The following is a 20,826-nucleotide window of genomic DNA, read 5'->3' on the forward strand; positions in this document are numbered from 1 at the left end:
GGTGCCCCCGCTGGGACTCGAACCCAGACTGAAGCGATTTTAAGTCGCCTGCCTCTGCCATTGGGCTACGGGGGCCGCGCGGCCAGCCTATCGTCGCGGTGGGCGTGCGACGCCGTGCCATCGGGGGTGATCCGCGGTGCCGTCAGGCCGTATGGTGGGGGAGTGCTCGACCTCATCGATGAACTGAGCCCCGCCTCCGGTGCCTCCGCGGTCGCGCCCGAGTGGGAGGATCCCGCCCGCTACTGGCCGCGCCTGTCGGCGGCCACCGGACATCTGCCGGCGCCCGTCGCCGTGATCGACCGGGAGGCTCTGCGGTACAACGCGATGGACCTGCTGGTGCGGGCCGGCGGCCTTCCGATCCGCGTGGCCTCGAAGTCGGTGCGGGTGCGCGCCGTGCTCGATGCCGTGCTGAAGCTCCCCGGATTCCGCGGCATCCTGGCCTTCACGCTCGAGGAGGCCCTCTGGCTCGCGGAGACGCACGACGACATCGTCCTCGGCTATCCGACGGTCGACCGTGCGGCCCTGGCGCGTCTCTTCGCCGACGAGCAGGCCGCTCGGCGCATCACGCTGATGATCGACGACCTCGCTCATCTCGACGTGATCGACAGCGTCGCCGGTCCCGGCACCCGCCCTCCGATCCGGGTCGCCATCGACGTCGACGCCTCGTGGCGTTCGCCGCTCCTCGGGCACATCGGTGTCCGGCGCTCGGCGCTGTTCTCGGCCGGAGAGGTCGCCGCTTTCGCGCGCAAGGTCGTCGCGCGGCCCGGCGTCGACCTGGTCGGGCTGCAGATGTACGACGCCCAGATCGCGGGGCAGGGCGATGCGGCCGGACCGGACGCCCCCGTGATCCGGATGGTCCAGGCCCGCTCCCGGAACGAGCTGCGCGAACGCCGAGCGGCGATCGTGGACGCGGTCCGCGGGATCGCTCCTTTCGAGTTCCTCAACGGAGGAGGGACCGGCTCGCTCGAGTTCACCGGGAGCGATGAGTCCCTCACCGAGGCGAGCGCGGGCAGCGGCCTCCTCGGCGGACACCTGTTCGACGGGTATCGGTCCTTCCGCCCTGCCCCCGCTTCCGCCTTCGCCTTCGATGTCGTCCGCCGCCCGGCCGTCGACATCGCCACCGTGCTCGGCGGGGGCTGGATCGCCTCCGGGCCTGCCGTGGCCTCGCGACAGCCGCGCCCGGTCTGGCCCGAGCGGCTGCACACCCTTCCGCGGGAAGCGGCCGGCGAGGTGCAGACGCCGCTGCAGGGCCCCACGGCCGCCGCGCTCGGAGTGGGCGACCGGGTCTGGTTCCGGCATGCCAAGAGCGGCGAACCGGCCGAGCGCATCGACCGGTACCACCTGGTCTCGGGAGACGAGGTCGTCGACGAGCTGCCGACCTACCGTGGCGAGGGGAAGGCGTTCCTGTGACGCGGATCGGCGGCACCTGGCAGAACTGGGGCCGATCGGCATCGGTGCGGCCCGTGCGAGTGGAACGTCCGCGGACCCCGGAGGGTGTGCAGCGCGCGGTGATCGCCGCGGTCAAGCACGGACTCCCGGTGAAGGCGGTCGGCGCTGGGCACAGCTTCACCGGGATCGCCGTGGCCCCGGGCGTCCTCCTCGAGCTGGACGACATGCAGGGGCTCGTCTCGGCCGACGTCGGCACCGGACGAGTGACGCTTCTGGCGGGAACCCGGCTGCATCGCATCCCCGGCCTCCTCGCACCGTACGGTCTCGCGATGGAGAACCTCGGCGACATCGACCGGCAGTCCATCGCCGGTGCCATCTCGACGGGCACGCACGGCACGGGCGCCGGGTTCGGCGGCCTGGCGACGCAGGTCGTCGGCGTCACCCTGGTCACGGCATCCGGAGAGTTCCGGCGGATCGACGAGGAGCACGACGCCGATCTGCTCCCGGCCGTCGCCCTCGGCCTCGGCGCGCTCGGCATCATCGTCGAAGTGACGCTGCAGTGCGTGCCGGCCTTCGTGATGCACGCGATCGACGAGCCGGTGCCGCTGGACGACGTCCTCGCCACGCTCGGTGAGCGCGTCGCAGGCTCCGATCACTTCGAGTTCTACTGGTTCCCGCACACGGAGGTCGCGCTCACCAAGCGGCAGACGCGCCTGCCCGAATCGACCGTGCGCAGACCGCTCCCGGTCGTCGGGCGCTGGATCGACGAGACGCTGCTCTCCAACGGCGTCTACCGCGTGGTCTGCGCGGCGGGCCAGGTGGTTCCGGCCCTCACTCCGCCGTTCAGCCGGCTCGCGGTCAAGCTCACCGGCGACCGCGAGTACACGGAGCTGTCGCATCGCGTGCTCATCCAGAGCAGGACCGTGCGCTTCCGGGAGATGGAGTATGCGATCCCGGCCGAGAACGTGGTCCCGGCGTTCCAGGCGGTCCGCGCCCTCATCGCCCGACGCGGGTGGCGGATCGAGTTCCCGATCGAGGTGCGCTTCGCGGCAGCCGACGACCGCTGGCTCTCGACCGCCCACGGTCGCGCGAGCGCCTACATCGCGGTCCACCGGTACTGGCGCGCCGACCCGACAGAGTACTTCGGAGCGGTCGAGGAGATCATGGGCGAGCACGGTGGGCGTCCGCACTGGGGGAAGCTCCACACGCTGACGGCGGAGACGATGCGCGATCGCTATCCGCGGTTCGACGACTTCCTCGCGTTGCGTGACCGGATGGACCCGGACCGCCGTTTCGGGAACCGCTATCTCGAACGGGTCCTCGGCGCGTGAACCGGGTCTCCCGAGCCCGCGCATGCCCAGTCCACGTGCAGACTGCGCGTCTAGGATGAGAGAAACACGAGGAAGGGTGGGCCTCTGATGGAATGGCTCGTGCCGGTACTGATCGTTGTCGGAGTGATCCTGCTCGTCGGCATCTATCTGTGGGCCACGTACAACTCGCTGGTGCAGCTGAACGTCCGCGTCGATGAGGCGTGGAGCGGCATCACCGTGCAGCTGAAGCGACGAGCCGACCTCATCCCCAACCTCATCGAGACGGTGAAGGGATACGCCTCCCACGAGAAGGCCGTGTTCGAGAACGTCACCCGCGCCCGCGCCGAGACCCTGACCGCCTCGGGACCGGGCGAAGCGGGCATCGCGGAAGGACACCTGCAGCAGGCTCTGCGCAGTCTGTTCGCCGTCGCCGAGGCGTATCCGCAGTTGCAGGCCAGCACGAACTTCCTGCAGCTGCAGCAGGCCCTGGTCGACACCGAGGACAAGATCCAGGCGGCGCGCCGGTTCTACAACGGCGGCGTGCGCGAACTCAACACCAAGATCAAGGTGTTCCCGAACAACCTGTTCGCCAAGGGCCTCGGCTTCACCGAGCGCGAGTTCTTCGAGGTCGCCGACAGCAGCGCGATCTCCGAGCCGCCGCGCGTGCAGTTCTGACCGCACCGGCGCTCACCAGACCGAGAGCTCGATCCCGTCGGCGCTGAACGCGACGTCGCCGCGCACGCTCCAGGAATCCGTCCGGTACGTGGTCGTCCGCGGTGAGCCGTCCTGCCCGGTGCCGGTGATCGTCGCCACGAGGATCCCACCGTCGGCGACGAAGGCCGTCGGCGTCAGGGTCACCGTCGGTGACCGCTCGATGCGGTAGCGGATCTCGCTCACCTCGCGGAACTCCGTGCCCCACGGGATCCGGATCCCGCACCCCGCCGCCGCCGTGTCCGCGGGCTCCGTGCAGGTCGCGAGGTGCGCATCCAGCTGCTCCTGCGCGGCCGTCGTGGCCTCCGGGCGCAGTCGTGCGTCCACGGTCGCGGCGACGTTCTCGCCGGGCAGCACGCGCACCGTGCTCTCACCGGCGAGCAGCCCGGTGGGCGCGGCGGTGACCGCGTAGGCGGCGGGGACGAGGGGGAGGGCGTCGCCGACGGCGGCGGACGCCGTCCCGACGGCGACGTGCGTGCCGATCGCCGAATCGGCGGTCACCGTGCCGAGCCCGGACTCGTCGACGACCCAGCGTCCATCGACGGACTCGAGCGTCAAGCGAGCCGTGTGCTCCTCGCCCTGGAGGTGGAAGGCGATGTCGACCGATGCGGACGCGGGGGGCCCGCCATCGGCCCGGTGAGTGACCTCGGCGTCCTGGATCAGCGCGGTCGCGGCCGCGAAGGCCTCGAGGGCGGGTTCCGGCACGGCGGTCCCGGTCGCGGCCACCCTCTCCGGGTCGCCGGACTCCAGCGCGTGCAGGTAGGCGAGGGCCGCTTCCTCCGGAGTCGACGAGCGCGTCGAGGCCACCCAGAACCACACGCCGGCGATGAGCAGGGCGAGAGCGGCGGCGGCTCCCACGAGCCACCACCGTCGGGACGTCATGCCGTGACCTCGCGCGCATGCACATGGCGCCGCACCGCCGGTCCCGATGCCGATCCGGCCACCAGCGCATCATGCACCGCAGCGGTCGCATCGCCCCAGCCGGACACCGACACGTGCTCAAGGCCCTGCCAGGTGGCCGCGAGCGCCAGTTCCGCGGCGATCGCCTCCGCGTCGCCGGGTCGTGCCTGCGGCTCCCACCAGGCGGACTGCACCTGCAGCGTCGACGTCGGCCGGTCCGCCTTGAGATCGACCCGCGCGACGATGCGGTCTCCGACGAGAACGGGCAGCGAGTAGTAGCCGAAACGGCGCTTCTCCGCCGGGACGTAGATCTCGATGCGGTAGTCGAGGTCGAACGCGCGGAGCGCGCGATCCCGGAACCACACCACCGGATCGAAGGGCGTCAGCAGCGCGGCGGCGTCGACCCTGCGCGGCAGGACCGCGTCGTGGTGCCGCCAGGCGGGCAGAGGACGGCCCGCCCGCTCCCAGCCGCGCACCTGCACCGGCTCGAGCTCGCCGGTGTCGACGAGCTCTCCGATGGAGCGGACCACGGCCGCTCGGTCGCGGATCCGGTAGTAGTCGGCGAGATCCGACGACGTCGCGACGCCGCTCGAACGCGCAGCCCTTCGCGTCAGCTCCCGGATCGCGTCCTCCCGGGGGATCTCCTGCGAGCGGATGTCATGCGGAATGACGTGCTCCGCCAGGGCGTACGTGCGCTCGAATCCGCGCCGACCGCTGATCGCGACGTCGCCCGTGCGCCAGAGGTGTTCGAGCGCGAGCTTGACGTCGTCCCAATCCCACCACGTGCCGCGCTCGCGGGGAGCGTCGGCGCGGAGATCGACGGGGCGCAGCGGTCCACGGGTCCGCAGCTCGTCCTGGACCCACCGCATCGTACGCGCGTTGGTGCTCGCCCAGGAGTCCTCCGCGGCCCAGCGGCGACGGAAGTCCTCCATCCGGAAGCGCCAGAGCGGCCAGTCCGCGACCGGGATGAACGTCGCCTCGTGTGCGAGGTATTCGACGTAGTGCGTCGTGCGCGACAGGAAGACACGGTCCAGCAGCGCGGGCTCGTAGGCGCCGAGCCGGGAGAACAGGGGGAGGTAGTGCGAACGGGCGAAGACGTTCACGGAGTCGATCTGCAACACGCCGAGACGATCCATGACGCGGTGCACATGCCGCGCCGAGACGGTCGTCGGACGCGACCGGGTGAAGCCCTGTGCAGCCAGGGCGATGCGTCGTGCCTGGGCGGCGCTGAGGGTATCGGTCACGCCGCCAGCGTAGCTCCGGCCCCCGACATCCCGCGCGCGGGGAAAGGATGCGCGGAACGGCATACGGCTTGACCGTAGACTTGGGCGATGAACGAGGACCAGCGACCCCGGCTGCGCGACCTGTTCCGCCCGCGCCCGGTCTCCACCGACCGTACCGTGACGACCGAGGCCGATGAGGCGGTGCCCCTGCCTCTGCGCGTCACGGCGAGCTACGCCTGGCGATTGCTGATCATCGCGGCGGCGATCGGCGTCTTCATCTGGCTGGTCATGCTGCTGAAGCTGCTGGTCATCCCGCTCATGGTGGGCATCCTCATCACGGCCCTGCTCTGGCCTGCGTTCTCGTGGATGCTCCGACACGGCCTCCCGCGCTGGCTGGCGATCGCCATCTCGCTGATCGGCACCGCAGCCATCGTCACCGGTCTCATGTGGCTCGTCGTCTGGCAGGTGCGCGCCCAGCTCCCCGACGTACAGCAACGGACGACCGAAGCCTTCGACCAGTTCCAGGTCTGGCTGCACGAGGGGCCGCTGAGCCTCTCCGACACCCAGATCGCGAACTACCTGCAGCAGGGCCTCGATTTCCTGAACGAGCAGGCGCAGGTGCTGTGGACCGGTGCTCTGGCGATCGGGACGACCGTCGGCCATGTCGCCACGGGTGCGCTGCTGTCGCTGTTCATCCTCATCTGCCTCCTCGCGGACGGCGCCGGCATCTGGCGCTGGACGCTGAAGGTCTTCCCGCGCAAGTCGCGTCCCGCCGTCGACGGTGCCGCCCGCAACGGCTGGACGACGATCGTGAACTACGCGCGGACGCAGCTGTTCGTTGCCACCATCGACGCGATCGGCATCGGACTCGGCGCCTTCCTGCTGCAGGTGCCGCTCGCCCTGCCGGTCGCCGTCCTGGTCTTCCTCGGCTCGTTCATCCCGATCGTGGGTGCGGTGGTCACGGGTGCCGTCGCGGTGTTCCTCGCCCTGGTCTACAACGGCCCGTGGATCGCGCTGTGGATGCTCGTGGTCGTCCTGGCCGTCCAGCAGATCGAGGGTCACATCCTGCAGCCGATCATGATGGGCTCGGCCGTGAAGGTGCATCCGCTCGCCGTCGTCCTCGTCGTCGCGGGCGGTGCGATGATCGCCGGCATCCCCGGCGCCCTCTTCGCCGTTCCGCTGGCCGCGTTCGTGAACGTCGCGGCGGTGACCATCAGCTCGGGCTCCTGGCGCACCGGCGTCGGTCCGAGTGGCGACCTGATCTGGAGCACAGTACCGCGTGAGCGGAGACGGAGGAATCGATGAGCGCAGTCCCCAGCCTGGCTGAGTTCGAAAGCGCAGCTCAGAGTCTGGCTGAGGTGATCTCGCACACGCCGACGCTGCCGTCGCGGGCCCTCTCCGACACCCTCGGTGCTCCGGTGCTGCTGAAGATGGAGAATCTCCAGCGCACCGGGTCGTTCAAGATCCGCGGTGCGGCCTACCGGCTGTCGCGGCTGAGCGCCGAGGAGCGCTCGCGCGGAGTGGTCGCGGCCTCTGCGGGCAACCATGCGCAGGGTGTCGCTCTCGCCGCCCAGGCCCTCGGCATCCCCGCCACGATCTTCATGCCCCTGGGCGTTCCCGTGCCGAAGCTGCTCGCCACGCGGGGCTACGGCGCGGAGGTCGTGCTGGAAGGGGAGACGGTCGCCACCTCGCTGCGCCTCGCCGCGGAGTTCTCGGAGCGCACCGGCGCCGTGCTCATCCACCCGTTCGACCACCGCGACATCGTGATCGGACAGGGAACGCTCGGACTCGAGCTGCTCGACGACGCGCCGGAGGTCGACACGGTCGTGCTCGGCATCGGCGGAGGCGGACTCATCGCTGGCGTCGCCGCCGCGGTGAAGGCCCGTGCGGCGGAACTCGGGCGCACGGTCCGCATCATCGGCGTGCAGGCGGAGAACGCCGCAGCCATGCCGCCGTCCCTCGCCGCGGGCGAGCCGGTCGACATCGTGACGCGGCCGACGATCGCCGACGGCATCCTGGTCGCGCGTCCTGGCGCCCTCCCGTTCGCGATCATCAAGGACCTCGTCGACGAGGTCGTCACGGTGTCGGACGATGACCTCGCCCGCGCCATCCTCGTGCTCCTGGAGCAGGCGAAGGTGGTCGTGGAGCCGGCCGGAGCCGCGGGCGTCGCGGCGATCCTGGCGGGCAAGGTCTCCGGGACCGGGACGACGATGGCCGTGCTCTCCGGCGGCAACATCGACCCGCTCCTGCTGCAGCGCGTGGTCTCGCACGGGCTGGCGGCATCCGGCCGCTACCTGACGGTCCGCATCCCGCTGCCCGACCGCCCGGGCCAGCTGGCCCGCGTGTCGGAGCTGATCGCGGAGGCCGGCGCGAACGTGATCGAGGCGATGCACACCCGGCACGGCCACGGTCTGCAGATCAGCGAGGTGATCCTCGAGCTCAGCGTCGAGACCCGCGGTCCGGAGCATTCGGAGCTCACTCTCGACACCCTCCGCCGCGCCGGGTTCGAGCCGATGCTCGTCCCGGACTGACCGGACGCCTGTCCACACGACAGCGCCCCGACCTCCACCAGGAGGTCGGGGCGCTAGGCGTCGGGGGAGCGGTCAGCCCGTGTAGGTCTCGACCTTGACGATCTCGACGCTGATCGAGCGTCCGTTCGGCGCCTCGTAGGAGGACTTCTCGCCGACCTTGAGGCCGAGGATGGCCTGCCCGAGGGGGCTGGCCTCGCTGTAGACGTCGAGGTCGCTGCCGGCGGCGATCTCGCGGCTGCCGAGGAGGAACACCTCTTCGCCACCGGCGACGACGGCCGTGACGACGGTTCCGGGCTCGACGATGCCGCGGCTCGCGGGGGCCTCGCCGACCTTGGCGGTCTTCAGCAGCCCTTCCAGCGTGCGGATGCGGGCCTCCTGCTTGCCCTGCTCGTCCTTGGCGGCGTGGTAGCCGCCGTTCTCCTTGAGGTCGCCTTCTTCGCGGGCCGCCTCGATGCGCTTGGCGATCTCATCGCGACCGACGGTGGACAGGTGCTCCAGCTCGGCGACGAGTCGGTCATACGCTTCCTGAGTGAGGAAGGGTACCTGAGCATCGGTGGACATGACGAAGCTCCTTCTTTCGGGATCCTCCGGAATGCTGCGGGGGATATGCCAAGACGCCCCGGCACGGTGCCGGGGCGTCGTCTGTCTGGCTCGAGTCTAAGCGACCCAGCAGGTGTTCACCAAACCTGTCGTCGCCTCCGCGACCGTGGGCACAGTGACCGATCGAGCCTGGGAATGGCTGTCTCCTGCGGGGATCTCGACGATCTTCCACCCGACGACGCCGAACTCCTCGTCCAGGGCCTCCACGGCGCAGACGACGTCCTTGCCCTGCACACCGGTGACCTGGAAGCTCACGTTCACCGAGTGCTCGTCGACCAGTTCGAAACCCAGATCGTCGGCGTCGACCGAGCCCATGGACTGGGCGACGGTCATCCAGCTGAACGCGCCGACCAGCAGCAGGGCGACGGCACCCGCGATGATCCACGGCAGTCGGCGCCGCCCGGTACGGCCGTAGCGTGCGTCGAGGTCTCGGGCGGTCGTCACAGGGGGCTCTTCCGGTCGTTAGGCTGGTGCTACCAGGTTATGCGACCTGCGTACGAAAGGCCGATTCATGCTCTCTCTGTCCGAGACCCCGATGCCGACGCCCAGCATGACGGTCGATCCGGTCTCCGTCACCCCGGGGTTCATCGGCTTCGCGGCGATCGTGATCGTCGTGCTCGCGGTGATCCTGCTGATCTGGGACATGAACCGTCGCATCCGGCGGGTGCGCTACCGCGAAGAGGTCCGCGAGGAGCTCGACGCGGAAGAGGCCGCGCTCGCCGCGGAGCGGGAGGCGTCGGGACAGGAGCCTCCTTCGGCACGGCGCACGGCCGCGTCGAGCGACACGGATCAGGACCCCGAGCCGCCCACGCGCTGAGCGCCGATCAGGGGGCGCCCAGCGAGGGCGACAGCGGTGCCAGGGCGATGAGCAGGCACGCGGTCCAGTGGCACAGGAACGCCAGCACCGTGCACACATGGAAGATCTCGTGGAAGCCGAAGTGGCCGGGCCACGGGTTGGGCTTCTTCAGCGCGTAGACGATCGCGCCGCCCGTGTAGAGCAGTCCGCCCACGATCACCAGGACCATCATCGCGACGTTCGCATGCAGGAGGTCGACGAGATACATCACCGCGGCCCAGCCCAGGAGCAGATACAGGGCGACGTACAGCCAGCGCGGTGCATTGATCCAGAAGACGCGGAACAGGATGCCGAGCAGGGCCCCGCTCCACACCAGCGACAGCAGCAGCACGCCCTTCTCGGGCGGCAGCGCGAGGGTCGCGAGCGGCGTGTAGGTCCCGGCGATGAGCAGCAGGATGTTCGCGTGGTCGATGCGCTTCAGGACGACCTTGACCCGTGGGCTCCAGTCGAAGCGGTGGTAGAGCGCGGAGTTGCCGAAGAGGAGGAGCGACGTGGCCATGAACACGGCGGCGGCCCATTTGGCCTGCGCCCCCTGTGACACCACGATGAGAACGATCCCGGCGACGAGGGCGACGGGAAAGACCGCGGCATGGATCCAGCCACGCCAGGTCGGTCGGATCTCGACGGCCGCATCGACGTCCGCGGCTTCCATGAGGGGCAGTTTGGGGACGTCGGGGCCAGGCTGCTCGGGAGTGCTCACGTGCTCACTCTAAGCCGCTCACCGAGGCGCGAAGGGCAGATTTCCCCAGGATCCGCACACGATGTCTCCGCGGTCGGCACGGTAGCGTAGACAGGTGATTCCACGCGAGAGCCCGGTGCGGGGGCCGCTCTATCGGCTCTACACGAGTCGGCTGCGCCGCCACCTCGATCCGGTATCCGTCCCCCACCACGTGGCGATGATGATCGACGGCAACCGTCGATGGGCGCGGCAGCTCGGGTTCGACTCGGCGGCGGAGGGGCATAGGGCCGGCGCGGCCAAGATGCGGGAGTTCCTCGGCTGGTGCGACGAGCTCGGAGTGCGCGTCGTCTCGCTGTACCTGCTGTCGAGCGACAACCTGCGCAAGCGGGACTCGGCGGAGCTCGCCGACCTCATCGAGATCATCGCCGAGCTCGCCGAGGCCCTGTCGCAGGAGGAGAACTGGCGGGTCAAGCACGTCGGGCGTTCGGACATCCTCCCTCCGGAGCTCGCGCGCGTGCTGGCCGCCGCCGAGGAGCGCACGAAGGATCACACCGGACTGCACGTGAACCTCGCCGTCGGCTACGGCGGACGCAACGAGATCGTCGACGCCGTGCGCAGCATCATCACGAAGCACGAGGCCTCGGGCGGGACCATGGAGGACCTCGCCGCGCATCTCACCCCCGAGATGATCGGCGAGCACCTGTACACGGGAGGCCAGCCGGACCCCGACCTGGTGATCCGGACGAGCGGCGAACAGCGACTCAGCGATTTCCTGCTCTGGCAGAGCGCCCACAGCGAGTTCTACTTCGTGGAGGCGCTCGGCCCCGACCTCCGTCAGGTCGACTTCCTCCGGGCGATCCGCGACTATGCGGACCGCGATCGACGCTTCGGCCGCTGACCGGGGAACGGCGCCGGTCGACGCGTGCCACAATGACGCAGTGAGCACTTTCCAGGACTACGTCGACACCTTCGACAACGAGTCCGGCTACCTGAACTGGGCGGCGTTCGGACCGCTGTCGCCCTCGGTCCGCGAAGAGGTCTTCGCCGATGCGGATCTGCTCGGCAGCGGCAGGCCCTCCTCGCTGTCGCTCGTCGCGGAGCGCATCGGACAGGCCCAGGAGATCGTCGCCGAGCTGCTCGGCGGCGAGGCCGACGACGTGACGCTGCAGCCGTCGTCCACCCACGGGCTCATGCACGCCCTGTACGGGCTCGGCGGCGCGGTCATCGCGAGCACCGCGGAGTTCCCCAGCGTCAGCCTGACCGTCGAGCGCGCCGCCGCCGCGTCGGATCACCGGGTGACGCCGCGCTGGATCACACCGCACGACGGCCGCGTGACGCCCGATGCGCTGACCGAGGAGCTGGACGACGACGTCGTCGCGCTGGCCGTGAGCCATGTCGACTTCCGCACCGGCTACCGCGCCGACCTGGCGGCGCTCCGGGAAGCGATCGGCCCTGATCGCCTCCTCATCGTCGATGCGGTCCAGTCGTTCGGGATCGTCGACGTCGACTTCTCCGTCGCCGACGTGGTGGTCGGCCACGGCTACAAATGGCTCCGCGCCGGGCGAGGCAGCGCCTTCGCCTGGTTCGCTCCGCGGGCGAGGGAGCGCATCGCGCCGGTGCTGTCCGGCATCACCGGGACGACGGCGACGGGCCTGTTCGTGGATGAGCTCCCCGCCCCGGCGGCATCCGCACGCGCCTACACCGTCAGCCAGCCGGACACCCTCGCCGCCGGTCGGCTCGCGATCGGCGTGCGGGACGTCCGCGACGCCGGCGTCGCCGCGATCGAGGAGCGGCTCTCCGAGCACGTCGACACCGTGATCGAGATCGCCGACCGTCACGGCATCGAGGTGACGTCTCCCCGGGACCGCGCGCAGCGGGCCGGCATCGTCGCCCTCGCCCCTCAGGAGCCGGGGCGTCTCGCGGCCGCCCTGGCCAACGCCGGTCTGGTGGTGACCGCACGCGGCTCGTCGGTGCGGGTGGCTCCGCACGCGGGGACGGATGCGGAGACCCTGCTGCTGCTCGACGAGACGCTGCAGGCGTTCGGCAATGAGACGTTCATCAGCGCGTAACGAATCGCTGGCGTGTCGAATGCGGGTTAATCCCTCACGCGGTCGTACGTTCTAGGCATCGGGCAAGGCGCCCGTTCGAGTCGGCCTCAGGTTGACGGCTCGTGACCCCCTGGTCGACTCGTTCGAATAGCCGGGATTCCCCCGGGTCGGGAGTGGGTCGTGACCACACGTACAGCGCAGCAGGCCACCAGCACCGCGCAGCAGTCCACCCGTAAGACCACGCGTCGAGACACGACCGCCGATCCGGATCAGGATCTGCGCACGTACGTCCTCGACACCTCGGTCCTGCTGAGTGACCCGCAGGCGTTCTTCCGATTCGCCGAGCACTCGGTCGTGCTGCCGGTCGTCGTGATCACGGAACTCGAGGGCAAGCGCCACGACCCGGAGATCGGTTACTTCGCGCGCCAGGCGCTGCGTCACCTGGACGACCTGCGCATCGAGCACGGGCGCCTGGACTTCCCGGTCGAGGTCGGAGAGGGCGGCACCCTCCGGGTGGAGCTCGCGAACACCGACTCCTCGGTGCTCCCCGCCGGCATCCGGCTGAGCGACAACGACACCCGTATCCTCTCCGTCGCGATGCACCTCGCGCAGGACGGGCAGGACGTCACGATCGTGTCGAAGGATCTGCCGATGCGCGTCAAGGCCGCCTCTCTCGGCCTGCGTGCGGAGGAGTATCTCGCCGAGCAGGCCGTCGATTCCGGGTGGACGGGGATCTCGACGCTCGACCTCTCCGGAGATGACATCAGCGACCTGTACGAGAGCGAGGTCGGGATCAGCGAGGATGCGCGAGGGCTTCCGGTCAACACCGGCCTCATCATCCACTCCGAGCGCGGATCGGCGCTCGGTCGGGTGACCGGCGACGGCGAGTACCGGCTGGTGCGCGGCGATCGGGACATCTTCGGCATGCACGGTCGCTCCGCGGAGCAGCGCATCGCGATCGATCTGCTCCTGGATCAGGAGGTCGGCATCGTCTCCCTCGGCGGTCGCGCCGGAACCGGGAAGTCTGCTCTCGCCCTCTGCGCCGGGCTCGAGGCGGTCCTGGAGAGACAGCAGCAGAAGAAGATCATCGTGTTCCGGCCGTTGTTCGCCGTCGGCGGGCAGGAGCTCGGATACCTGCCCGGCGATCAGGGCGAGAAGATGGGTCCGTGGGGGCAGGCGGTGTTCGACACCCTCGGCTCGGTGGTCTCCGGCAACGTGATGGAGGAGGTCGTCGAACGCGGCATCCTCGAGGTGCTGCCGCTCACCCACATCCGTGGGCGCTCGCTGCACGACGCGTTCGTCATCGTCGATGAGGCGCAGTCCCTCGAGCGGAACGTGCTCCTGACGGTGCTCAGCCGCATGGGTCAGAACTCGCGGGTGATCCTCACACACGACGTCGGCCAGCGGGACAACCTCCGCGTCGGACGCCACGACGGCATCGCCAGCGTGATCGAGACCCTGAAGGGCCACGACCTGTTCGGACACGTGACCCTGATGCGGTCGGAGCGCTCCGCGATCGCCGCGCTCGTCACCGAGCTCCTGGAGGGCGGAGAGCTCAGCTGACGACGCGGGGGAGGAGAACGGCGGATGCTGCGGCATCCGCCGTTCTCTGCTTGTTCGACACTCGTCATTCAATTTCCTATAGGATATTGGCGCACGGAGTCCGGAGGGCTCCGCGTCGACCCGAGGAGGAACGCGATGACGCGTCTGTTCAACGATCCGCTCCAGTTCGCCGACGAGATGACCGCGGGCTTCGCGGCTGCGGCGTCCCGGTGGGTGCAGTCGGCGCCGGGCGGCGTGGTGCGCGCCACCGAGGCCGATGAACCCACCGTGGCCGTCGTCGTCGGCGGGGGTTCGGGGCATTACCCGGCGTTCGGCGGGCTGGTCGGCACCGGACTCGCGCACGGAGCCGCGATGGGCAATCTCTTCGCCTCGCCGTCAGCGAATCAGGTGTACCAGATCGTCGGCGCGGTCGAGCGAGGTCGCGGCGTGCTGCTGAGCTACGGCAACTACGCCGGGGACGTGCTCCACTTCGATCAGGCGCAGGAGCGCTTGCGCGCGGAGGGGATCGACGTGCGCACCGTGGTCGTGACGGACGACATCTGGAGCGCGCCGAAGCACGAGGCTCACAAGCGGCGCGGCATCGCCGGAGACCTCGCGGTGTTCAAGGTCGCCGGGGCTGCGGCGGAGGCGGGCTACGACCTGGACGACGTCGAACGCGTCGCCCGTCACGCGAACGCACGCACCCGCTCCTTCGGCGTGGCCTTCACCGGGTGCACTCTGCCCGGCGCCGCAGAGCCGCTGTTCACCGTGCCGGAGGGGCGGATGGCCGTCGGGCTGGGCATCCACGGCGAACCCGGTATCGACGAGATGGATGTGCCCACGGCCGACGGGCTCGCCGACCTGCTCGTCGACGCCCTGCTGGAGGAGCGCCCCGACGGCGCGGAACTCGCCGGCGCGCGCGTCGTGCCGCTGCTCAACGGCCTCGGCTCCGTCAAGTACGAGGAGCTCTTCGTCGTCTATCGGCGCGTGCACGAGGCCCTGGCATCGCGAGGGATCACCGTCGTGGAACCCGAGGTGGGCGAACTGTGCACCAGCTTCGACATGGCGGGTCTCTCGCTCACACTGCTCTGGCTCGACGAAGAACTCGAACAGCTGTGGGCTGCTCCCGCCGACGCGCCCGGGTACCGCAAGGGCACCGTCGAGGCGCGCCGGCGCGCCCCGTCCGTCACCGCCGAGGCGCCGGATGCGGGCGTGCCGGCGGCGACCGCCGCATCCCGCGAGACGGCGCGGTTCCTCGCCACGGCCCTCGAAGCGGTCGCCGACGCCGTCGCCTCCGCCGCCGATGAGCTCGGCCGGATCGATCAGATCGCCGGAGACGGCGACCACGGGATCGGCATGGAGCGCGGCACCCGCGCCGCCGCCGACGCCGCTCGAGCGGCCGTCGACGCGGCTGCCGGGGCGCGGACCACCCTGCAGCGGGCAGGGGATGCCTGGAGCGATCGAGCAGGCGGCACCAGCGGCGCCATCTGGGGCGAGATGCTCCGTGCGCTCGGCCGGCAGCTCGGTGACGACGAGCGCGCCGACGGGGAGAGGGCCGCCGCGGGGATCGTCGCCGCGAGAGAAGCCGTCATGGCGTTCGGCAAGGCGCAGGTCGGGGACAAGACCATGGTCGACGCGATCGTGCCGTTCAGCGACCGCCTCGCGCACCTGGTGTCCGACGGACGGCCGCTGCTCGACGCCTGGGGAGATGCCGCCGATGCGGCCCAGGCGGCCGCGGACGCGACCGCTTCCCTCACGGCCACTCTCGGCCGTGCGCGTGCGCACGGCGACAGATCCCTCGGCACCCCTGATCCCGGGGCCGTGTCGTTCGCGCTCGTGTGCCGCACGGTGCACGGCGTCCTCGCTGCACAGAAGGAGAACTGATCACATGGCATGGCGTCTGATCGTCGGAAGCGACAAGGCAGGATACGACTACAAGGAGATCATCAAGCGAGACCTCGAGGCGCATCCGCTCGTCGCGTCCGTGGTCGATGTCGGCGTGGACGATGCCGCGGGGTCGACGTCCTACCCGAAGGTCGCCATCGAGGCGGCCGAACGGGTGGCGCGCGGGGAGGCCGACCGGGCGATCCTCCTCTGCGGCACGGGGCTCGGCGTCGCGATCGCCGCGAACAAGGTCCCCGGCATCCGTGCGGTCACGGCTCACGACTCGTTCTCCGTCGAGCGCTCGGTGCTCTCCAACGACGCGCACATCCTCTGCATGGGCCAGCGTGTGGTCGGCATCGAGCTGGCGCGCAGGCTCGCGGGGGAGTGGCTCGGCTACACCTTCGATCCGTCCAGTCATTCTCAGGCGAACGTCGCCGACATCTGCGCATACGAGGGCTGACGCGTGCTGATCGGCTCGAGCTTGAAGATGTACTTCGGGCGGGCACGCACGGTGGAGTGGACCCGGGCCGTCGCGGACATCTGCGCAGCCCATCCGGCTGTGCGCGAAGGTCTGGTCGAGCCGTTCGTCATCCCGAGCTTCGTGTCCATCGCGGAGGTGATGCCCATCGCGCGTGCCGCCGGCATGCTCGTCGGCGCACAGGACGTGCACTGGGCGGAGCCTGGACCCTACACCGGCGAGGTCTCCGCGGCGGAACTCGCCGAGCACGGCGTCAGCCTGGTGGAGATCGGGCACGCGGAACGGCGCGCGCACTTCGGGGAGACGGACGACACCGTCGCACGCAAGACCGCGGCCGTCGTGCGGCACGGACTGACGCCGCTCCTCTGCATCGGTGAGACCGTCGAGTCGGATCCGACACGGGCTGCCGAGGTGTGCACATCGCAGCTCGAGTCGTCGCTCGCTCGCGTCGACGGCTCCCTGGCGAACCGACTGGTCGTCGCCTACGAACCCGTGTGGGCCATCGGCAGGTCGGATCCGGCCGACGATGAGCACATCCGCCTGGTCGCCCGTGCCATCAAGACTGCGCTCGTCGCGACCCCCTTCTCCGCTCAGGTCATCTACGGTGGGAGTGCGAGACTAGGTCTGCTGCCTCGCATCGGCGATGCGGTCGACGGTGTGTTCCTGGGTCGCTTCGCCCATGATCCGCTCGCTTTCGGCGGAATTCTTGATGAGGCGCTCGACATGGAGGAGATGCGATGACGGCACCGGTCCCGCGGCGGGTCACCGAGATGGAGCGGCGCAACCTGCGCGACCGTGTGTACGACCTGATCCTCGAGATGCTGCTCGACGGCGACGTGGAGCCGGGCGCGCGTCTGTCCATCGACACGCTCGCCCGCCAACTCGATGTCTCGCCCACCCCGGTGCGGGAGGCGATGGTGCAGCTCGAGCGCACCGAGCTCGTCACCCGTGAGGCCCTGCGGGGATATCGTGTCGCGCCGCCGCTCGGACCGGACCAGCTGGATGAGCTCTTCGCGGCACGCCTCATGCTCGAGGTCGAAGCCGCCAGGCTGGCGACCCCGCACGCCGCTGACCTGCTCGCGGACCTGCGCGCGGCGCATGATCGTCACCAGGACTGGGCGCAGCGCATCGCCGCCTCGATGCGCTCGGGGACCGCGAGTGTGCGAGACATGCAGGAGTACTTCGCAGCGGACGCCGACTTCCATGAGGTGATCCTGCGGGCGGCGGGGAACCGCTACATCATGAGCATGCATGCCGACCTCGGTGCCTTGACGCACCGTATGCGCCAGGCCGTCCTCCGGGGGGCGAACGACGTGGAAGAGGCGCATGCCGAGCATGCGGCGATCATCGACGCGTTCGATTCCGAAGACCCGGAAGCGCCGGCCGCCGCGATGCGGGCGCACATCGAGGGCGTGCGTGATCGATCCTGGCGCGAAGCCGACGGCGACCCCCTGCGCTGACCCGAAGAGCGCCGTCCGAACGCCGGCTGATCGTCTGGAAGCCTCGTTGCGAGCTCGACGGGGAGGCCGCGGTTCGGCGCGCCCGTCGGAGAGGATCGCGCGGAGGCAGCCGATATTCGTTGTGCGCCGATTGAATATTTCCTATAGGATTTACGAAGGCAGGCTCCGATGATCGGAGCCCCGGACACGATGGAGTGAGATGCCTGCGTTCCCCGCAGCCGAATGGCCGATCGCCGCATGCTTGCACGGCGTACCCACCGTGCTCGCCGATGGGCGCACCCTGCACGACGCCGGACCGGAGGCGTGGGAGGCGGCGTTCGCCCAGGTCGCCGCGGTCGACTTCTCGATGGCAGAGCTCGCCGACAGTCACATCCGTCCCGCCGACCTGAGCAGCGCGCAGCGCGCCGAGCTCGTCGCGGTCGCCGCCGCGCGCGGCATCGCGATCCCCTCGGTGCATGTGCAGCGGCAGAGTGTGATCGAACCGGGGCGTGGCGAGCAGAACCTCGCGTACGCCCACCGCACGATCGATGCCGCGGCGGAGATGGGGATGAGCGTCTTCTCCACCGGACTGCACCGACCTCTCAGCGACGCGCAGCGCCGCGCGCTGTGGTTCTGGTCGGTCGAGGGCCCGCGCGACCCCGCCGACGACCCGGCGACGTGGGCGCTCGCCGTGACGCGGCTTCGCGAGCTCGGCAGGCACGCCGGCGAAGTGGGCCTCCGGGTCTCGCTCGAGATGTACGAGGACACCTATCTCGGGACAGCCGACTCCGCCGTCCGGCTGGTCGAGGAGATCGGGCTCGACAACGTCGGACTCAACCCGGACATCGGCAACCTCGTGCGCCTCCACCGGCCCATCGAAGACTGGCGCGAGGCGTACGCCAAGACGCTTCCCTACGCGAACTACTGGCATGTGAAGAACTACACGCGCGATGAGACGTTCGACCGCTCACGCGCCACCAGCGCTCCGTCGACGATGGCATCGGGCCTGATCGACTACCGCCACGTGATCCAGCAGGCGGTGGCCGTCGGCTTCGACGGCGTCATCCTGTGCGAGCACTACGGAGGAGACAGCCTGGGGATGTGCGCCGCGAACCAGCGATACATCCGCGACGTGCTCGCCGCCGGCGAGCGTGCCGCCGCCCCCGCATCCGCCGTACTGCCCGTGCCCTGACCCTCCCGAACGAAGGACAGCCATGACCTCTCACCCTCGCATCGCCCTGACCCTCGGCGACCCCGCCGGAGTCGGCCCCGAACTCGTCGCCCGGCAGCTCGCCGACCCCGCGTCCACCGCGGTCGCCGACATCCTGATCATCGGCGATGAGCAGGAACTCCTCGAGGCCATGGCCGACGCCGGCGTCGAGTTCGCCTGGACCAGGGAGCGGGGAACCGGCGTCCCGCAGCTGATCGACAACGGCGGGACGCGCCCGCCCGGCGGCTTCGTGCGGAAGCAGCCCACCCGCGAAGGGGGTCTCTGGGCGATGGCGAGCCTGCGCACCGCCCTGGAGCTGTCGAAGGCGGGTGACGTCGATGCGATCGTCTTCGCCCCGTTGAACAAGTCCTCGCTGCACCTGGCCGGGATGACCGAGAACGACGAGATGGCATGGTTCGAGACGGTGCTCGACGACGGCACCTCCGCCACCGAGCTGAACATCCTCCCGGAGTTGGTCACGGGTCGCGTCACCAGCCACTGCTCGATCTCCGAGGTCGCCGACCTGATCACCTACGACCTCATCGTGGAACGCGGCGAGCTGCTCGAGCGAGTGCTCCGGGCACGCGGCATCGACGAGCCGCGCATCGGCGTCTGCGCCCTCAACCCGCATGCCGGGGAGTCGGGGAAGTTCGGTCGCCACGAGATCGACCTCATCGCTCCGGCGATCGCGGAGCTGCAGCGGCGGGGAGTGGACGCGGCAGGCCCGTTCCCCAGCGACACCATCTTCCTCAAGGCGCGTGACGGCGGGTTCGACGGCGTCCTCACGATGTACCACGACCAGGGGCAGATCGCCGTGAAGCTGCTCGGCTTCGACCGCGGCGTCACGATGGCGGGCGGCCTCAGCGTGCCCGTCTGCACGCCGGCTCACGGGACCGCGTTCGACGTGGTCGGCACCCGGTCCGCGTCCACCGGGGCGTATGAGCATGCGTTCCGCACAGCCGTCGACGTCGGCGCGCAGGCACGCGCCGCCCGCGAGTCCATCTGATCCCCCCCATTCCTCCGTTCGAACCCGACAAAGAGACAAGGAAAGACAATGAAGTCACGTTTCGCAGCAATCGCCATCGGTGCCGTATCCGTCATGGCTCTCGCCGGCTGTTCCGCAACCGCGCAGGGTGACGGCGACGGCGGAGGGGATGCGTTCGCGCCTCAGGACGTCCGCATGATCGTGCCGTTCGCCGCCGGTGGCGGCTCGGACGTCTCCGGTCGTGCCATCGCCAGCGGCCTCGAGGAGGCGACAGGCTCCACGGTCACGGTGGAGAACCGCGAGGGCGGATCCGGAGCCGTCGGGTACTCGCACTTCCTCGCGCAGCAGGGCAACGGCAACTACCTGCTCGCGGCGGAGACCGCGCTCCTCGCATTGCCGCTGACGACCGACGTGGGCTTCAGCTACGAGTCGTTCACGCCGATCATGAAGCTCGGCGACGACTACACGCTCGTGGTCGCTCCCGGCGACAGCCGATTCGACACGTGCACCGACGTCGTCGACGCGGCGAAGAGCGATGGCGTCGTCGCCGCCGTGTCCGGCACCGTCAGCCTGGACGAGGTCGTGTTCACGCTCATCGAGAAGGACCAGGACATCACCTTCGACCGTGTCCCGTTCGAGGGCGGCAGCGAGGTCATCGCCGGTCTCCTCGGCGGTACCGTCGAGGTCGGCTCCCTGAACCCGAGCGAGGTGCTCGGCCAGCTCGAATCCGGTGATCTGAAGGCGCTCTGCGCGCTGTCCGAGGAACGCTACGAGTACGCGGAGCTCGCCGACATCCCCACGGCGAAGGAGCAGGGGATCGACGTCGCGTTCGCCCAGTTCCGCGGATTCATCGCCCCCGGCGGCATCAGCGAGGAGGCGAAGCAGTTCTGGATCGACGCCGCGAAGGAGTTCGCCGAGTCCGAGGCGTACACCGCCTACATCGAGGAGAACCTCATGCAGGCCAACGCCGCCTACGGCGACGAGTTCGCCGACTACCTCGCGGAGAACTCCGCTGCCCTCGAGGCGGTCGTCGGAAAGTGA

General features: G+C 69.9%; 21 protein-coding genes and 1 tRNA gene. 16 read left to right on the forward strand and 6 right to left on the reverse strand.

Annotation, left to right across the window (positions count from 1 at the left end; genetic code table 11):
• Positions 1–2: 2 nt before the first annotated feature.
• Positions 3–75: transfer RNA gene (locus F6A08_RS08120), tRNA-Leu, on the reverse strand.
• An 87-nt stretch (positions 76–162) separates the two neighbouring features.
• Between F6A08_RS08120 and F6A08_RS08125 the strand changes: the two genes are divergently transcribed.
• The 3 genes from F6A08_RS08125 to F6A08_RS08135 all read left to right on the forward strand — a co-directional run bounded on the left by F6A08_RS08125 (position 163) and on the right by F6A08_RS08135 (position 3,374).
• Positions 163–1,410 carry an alanine racemase gene (locus F6A08_RS08125; RefSeq protein ID WP_151459206.1) on the forward strand — a complete coding sequence of 416 codons (1,248 nt, stop codon included), beginning with the start codon at positions 163–165 and terminating at the stop codon, positions 1,408–1,410.
• Entirely contained in the window at positions 1,407–2,720 is a 1,314-nt protein-coding gene (locus F6A08_RS08130) for a D-arabinono-1,4-lactone oxidase (RefSeq protein ID WP_151459207.1), read from the forward strand. The genes F6A08_RS08125 and F6A08_RS08130 overlap by 4 nt, the downstream gene beginning before the upstream one ends.
• 87 nt (positions 2,721–2,807) lie before the next feature.
• Positions 2,808–3,374 (forward strand): LemA family protein, encoded by a 567-nt coding sequence (locus F6A08_RS08135; RefSeq protein ID WP_017203946.1) that lies wholly within the window; start codon positions 2,808–2,810, stop codon positions 3,372–3,374.
• 12 nt (positions 3,375–3,386) lie between these two features.
• Here F6A08_RS08135 and F6A08_RS08140 read toward each other — a convergent pair whose 3' ends face one another.
• Positions 3,387–4,292 carry a hypothetical protein gene (locus tag F6A08_RS08140; protein ID WP_151459208.1) on the reverse strand — a complete coding sequence of 302 codons (906 nt, stop codon included), beginning with the start codon at positions 4,290–4,292 and terminating at the stop codon, positions 3,387–3,389.
• Complete coding sequence (locus F6A08_RS08145; RefSeq protein ID WP_151459209.1) at positions 4,289–5,554, reverse strand: winged helix-turn-helix domain-containing protein; 1,266 nt, start codon at positions 5,552–5,554, stop codon at positions 4,289–4,291. Before F6A08_RS08145 ends, F6A08_RS08140 begins: the two co-directional genes overlap by 4 nt.
• Positions 5,555–5,641: 87 nt before the next feature.
• Between F6A08_RS08145 and F6A08_RS08150 the strand changes: the two genes are divergently transcribed.
• Together F6A08_RS08150 and ilvA are read left to right on the forward strand one after the other, a co-directional pair.
• Complete coding sequence (locus tag F6A08_RS08150) at positions 5,642–6,838, forward strand: AI-2E family transporter (protein WP_017203942.1); 1,197 nt, start codon at positions 5,642–5,644, stop codon at positions 6,836–6,838.
• Positions 6,835–8,064 carry a threonine ammonia-lyase gene (ilvA, locus tag F6A08_RS08155; protein ID WP_017203941.1) on the forward strand — a complete coding sequence of 410 codons (1,230 nt, stop codon included), beginning with the start codon at positions 6,835–6,837 and terminating at the stop codon, positions 8,062–8,064. Before F6A08_RS08150 ends, ilvA begins: the two co-directional genes overlap by 4 nt.
• Positions 8,065–8,136: 72 nt before the next feature.
• Here the strand turns inward: ilvA and greA are convergent, their stop codons facing one another.
• Together greA and F6A08_RS08165 are read right to left on the reverse strand one after the other, a co-directional pair.
• On the reverse strand, positions 8,137–8,625 hold the full coding sequence (greA, locus tag F6A08_RS08160) for a transcription elongation factor GreA (RefSeq protein WP_124895132.1): 489 nt from the start codon (positions 8,623–8,625) through the stop codon (positions 8,137–8,139).
• Positions 8,626–8,721: 96 nt separating this feature from the next.
• Entirely contained in the window at positions 8,722–9,108 is a 387-nt protein-coding gene (locus tag F6A08_RS08165; RefSeq protein WP_017203939.1) for a DUF4307 domain-containing protein, read from the reverse strand.
• Between the two features lie 67 nt (positions 9,109–9,175).
• Between F6A08_RS08165 and F6A08_RS08170 the strand changes: the two genes are divergently transcribed.
• Complete coding sequence (locus tag F6A08_RS08170) at positions 9,176–9,481, forward strand: hypothetical protein (protein ID WP_151459210.1); 306 nt, start codon at positions 9,176–9,178, stop codon at positions 9,479–9,481.
• A gap of 7 nt (positions 9,482–9,488) precedes the next feature.
• Here F6A08_RS08170 and trhA read toward each other — a convergent pair whose 3' ends face one another.
• Complete coding sequence (gene trhA, locus F6A08_RS08175; RefSeq protein ID WP_151459717.1) at positions 9,489–10,172, reverse strand: PAQR family membrane homeostasis protein TrhA; 684 nt, start codon at positions 10,170–10,172, stop codon at positions 9,489–9,491.
• A 145-nt stretch (positions 10,173–10,317) separates the two neighbouring features.
• Between trhA and F6A08_RS08180 the strand changes: the two genes are divergently transcribed.
• The 10 genes from F6A08_RS08180 to F6A08_RS08225 all read left to right on the forward strand — a co-directional run bounded on the left by F6A08_RS08180 (position 10,318) and on the right by F6A08_RS08225 (position 20,826).
• Positions 10,318–11,097 (forward strand): isoprenyl transferase, encoded by a 780-nt coding sequence (locus F6A08_RS08180; RefSeq protein ID WP_151459718.1) that lies wholly within the window; start codon positions 10,318–10,320, stop codon positions 11,095–11,097.
• A 40-nt stretch (positions 11,098–11,137) separates the two neighbouring features.
• The gene (locus F6A08_RS08185) at positions 11,138–12,268 is read left to right on the forward strand and encodes an aminotransferase class V-fold PLP-dependent enzyme (RefSeq protein ID WP_225855787.1); all 1,131 of its coding nucleotides are present in this window, start codon (positions 11,138–11,140) and stop codon (positions 12,266–12,268) included.
• Between the two features lie 159 nt (positions 12,269–12,427).
• Positions 12,428–13,810, forward strand: coding sequence for a PhoH family protein (locus tag F6A08_RS08190; RefSeq protein ID WP_151459212.1), 1,383 nt, complete (start codon positions 12,428–12,430; stop codon positions 13,808–13,810).
• A 135-nt stretch (positions 13,811–13,945) separates the two neighbouring features.
• Entirely contained in the window at positions 13,946–15,673 is a 1,728-nt protein-coding gene (locus F6A08_RS08195; protein WP_151459213.1) for a dihydroxyacetone kinase family protein, read from the forward strand.
• 4 nt (positions 15,674–15,677) lie between these two features.
• Positions 15,678–16,133: a ribose-5-phosphate isomerase gene (locus F6A08_RS08200; RefSeq protein WP_017203932.1), complete on the forward strand. Its 456-nt coding sequence runs from the start codon at positions 15,678–15,680 to the stop codon at positions 16,131–16,133.
• A 3-nt stretch (positions 16,134–16,136) separates the two neighbouring features.
• Positions 16,137–16,892: a triose-phosphate isomerase family protein gene (locus tag F6A08_RS08205; protein ID WP_151459214.1), complete on the forward strand. Its 756-nt coding sequence runs from the start codon at positions 16,137–16,139 to the stop codon at positions 16,890–16,892.
• The gene (locus tag F6A08_RS08210; RefSeq protein WP_124895140.1) at positions 16,889–17,611 is read left to right on the forward strand and encodes a GntR family transcriptional regulator; all 723 of its coding nucleotides are present in this window, start codon (positions 16,889–16,891) and stop codon (positions 17,609–17,611) included. Before F6A08_RS08205 ends, F6A08_RS08210 begins: the two co-directional genes overlap by 4 nt.
• A 199-nt stretch (positions 17,612–17,810) precedes the next feature.
• Positions 17,811–18,782, forward strand: a complete 972-nt coding sequence (locus F6A08_RS08215) for a sugar phosphate isomerase/epimerase family protein (RefSeq protein ID WP_151459215.1) — start codon at positions 17,811–17,813, stop codon at positions 18,780–18,782.
• A 22-nt stretch (positions 18,783–18,804) separates the two neighbouring features.
• The gene (locus F6A08_RS08220; RefSeq protein WP_151459216.1) at positions 18,805–19,806 is read left to right on the forward strand and encodes a 4-hydroxythreonine-4-phosphate dehydrogenase PdxA; all 1,002 of its coding nucleotides are present in this window, start codon (positions 18,805–18,807) and stop codon (positions 19,804–19,806) included.
• A 48-nt stretch (positions 19,807–19,854) separates the two neighbouring features.
• The gene (locus tag F6A08_RS08225) at positions 19,855–20,826 is read left to right on the forward strand and encodes a tripartite tricarboxylate transporter substrate binding protein (protein WP_017203927.1); all 972 of its coding nucleotides are present in this window, start codon (positions 19,855–19,857) and stop codon (positions 20,824–20,826) included.

The organism is Microbacterium algeriense (genome assembly GCF_008868005.1).
GTDB lineage: Bacteria > Actinomycetota > Actinomycetes > Actinomycetales > Microbacteriaceae > Microbacterium > Microbacterium algeriense.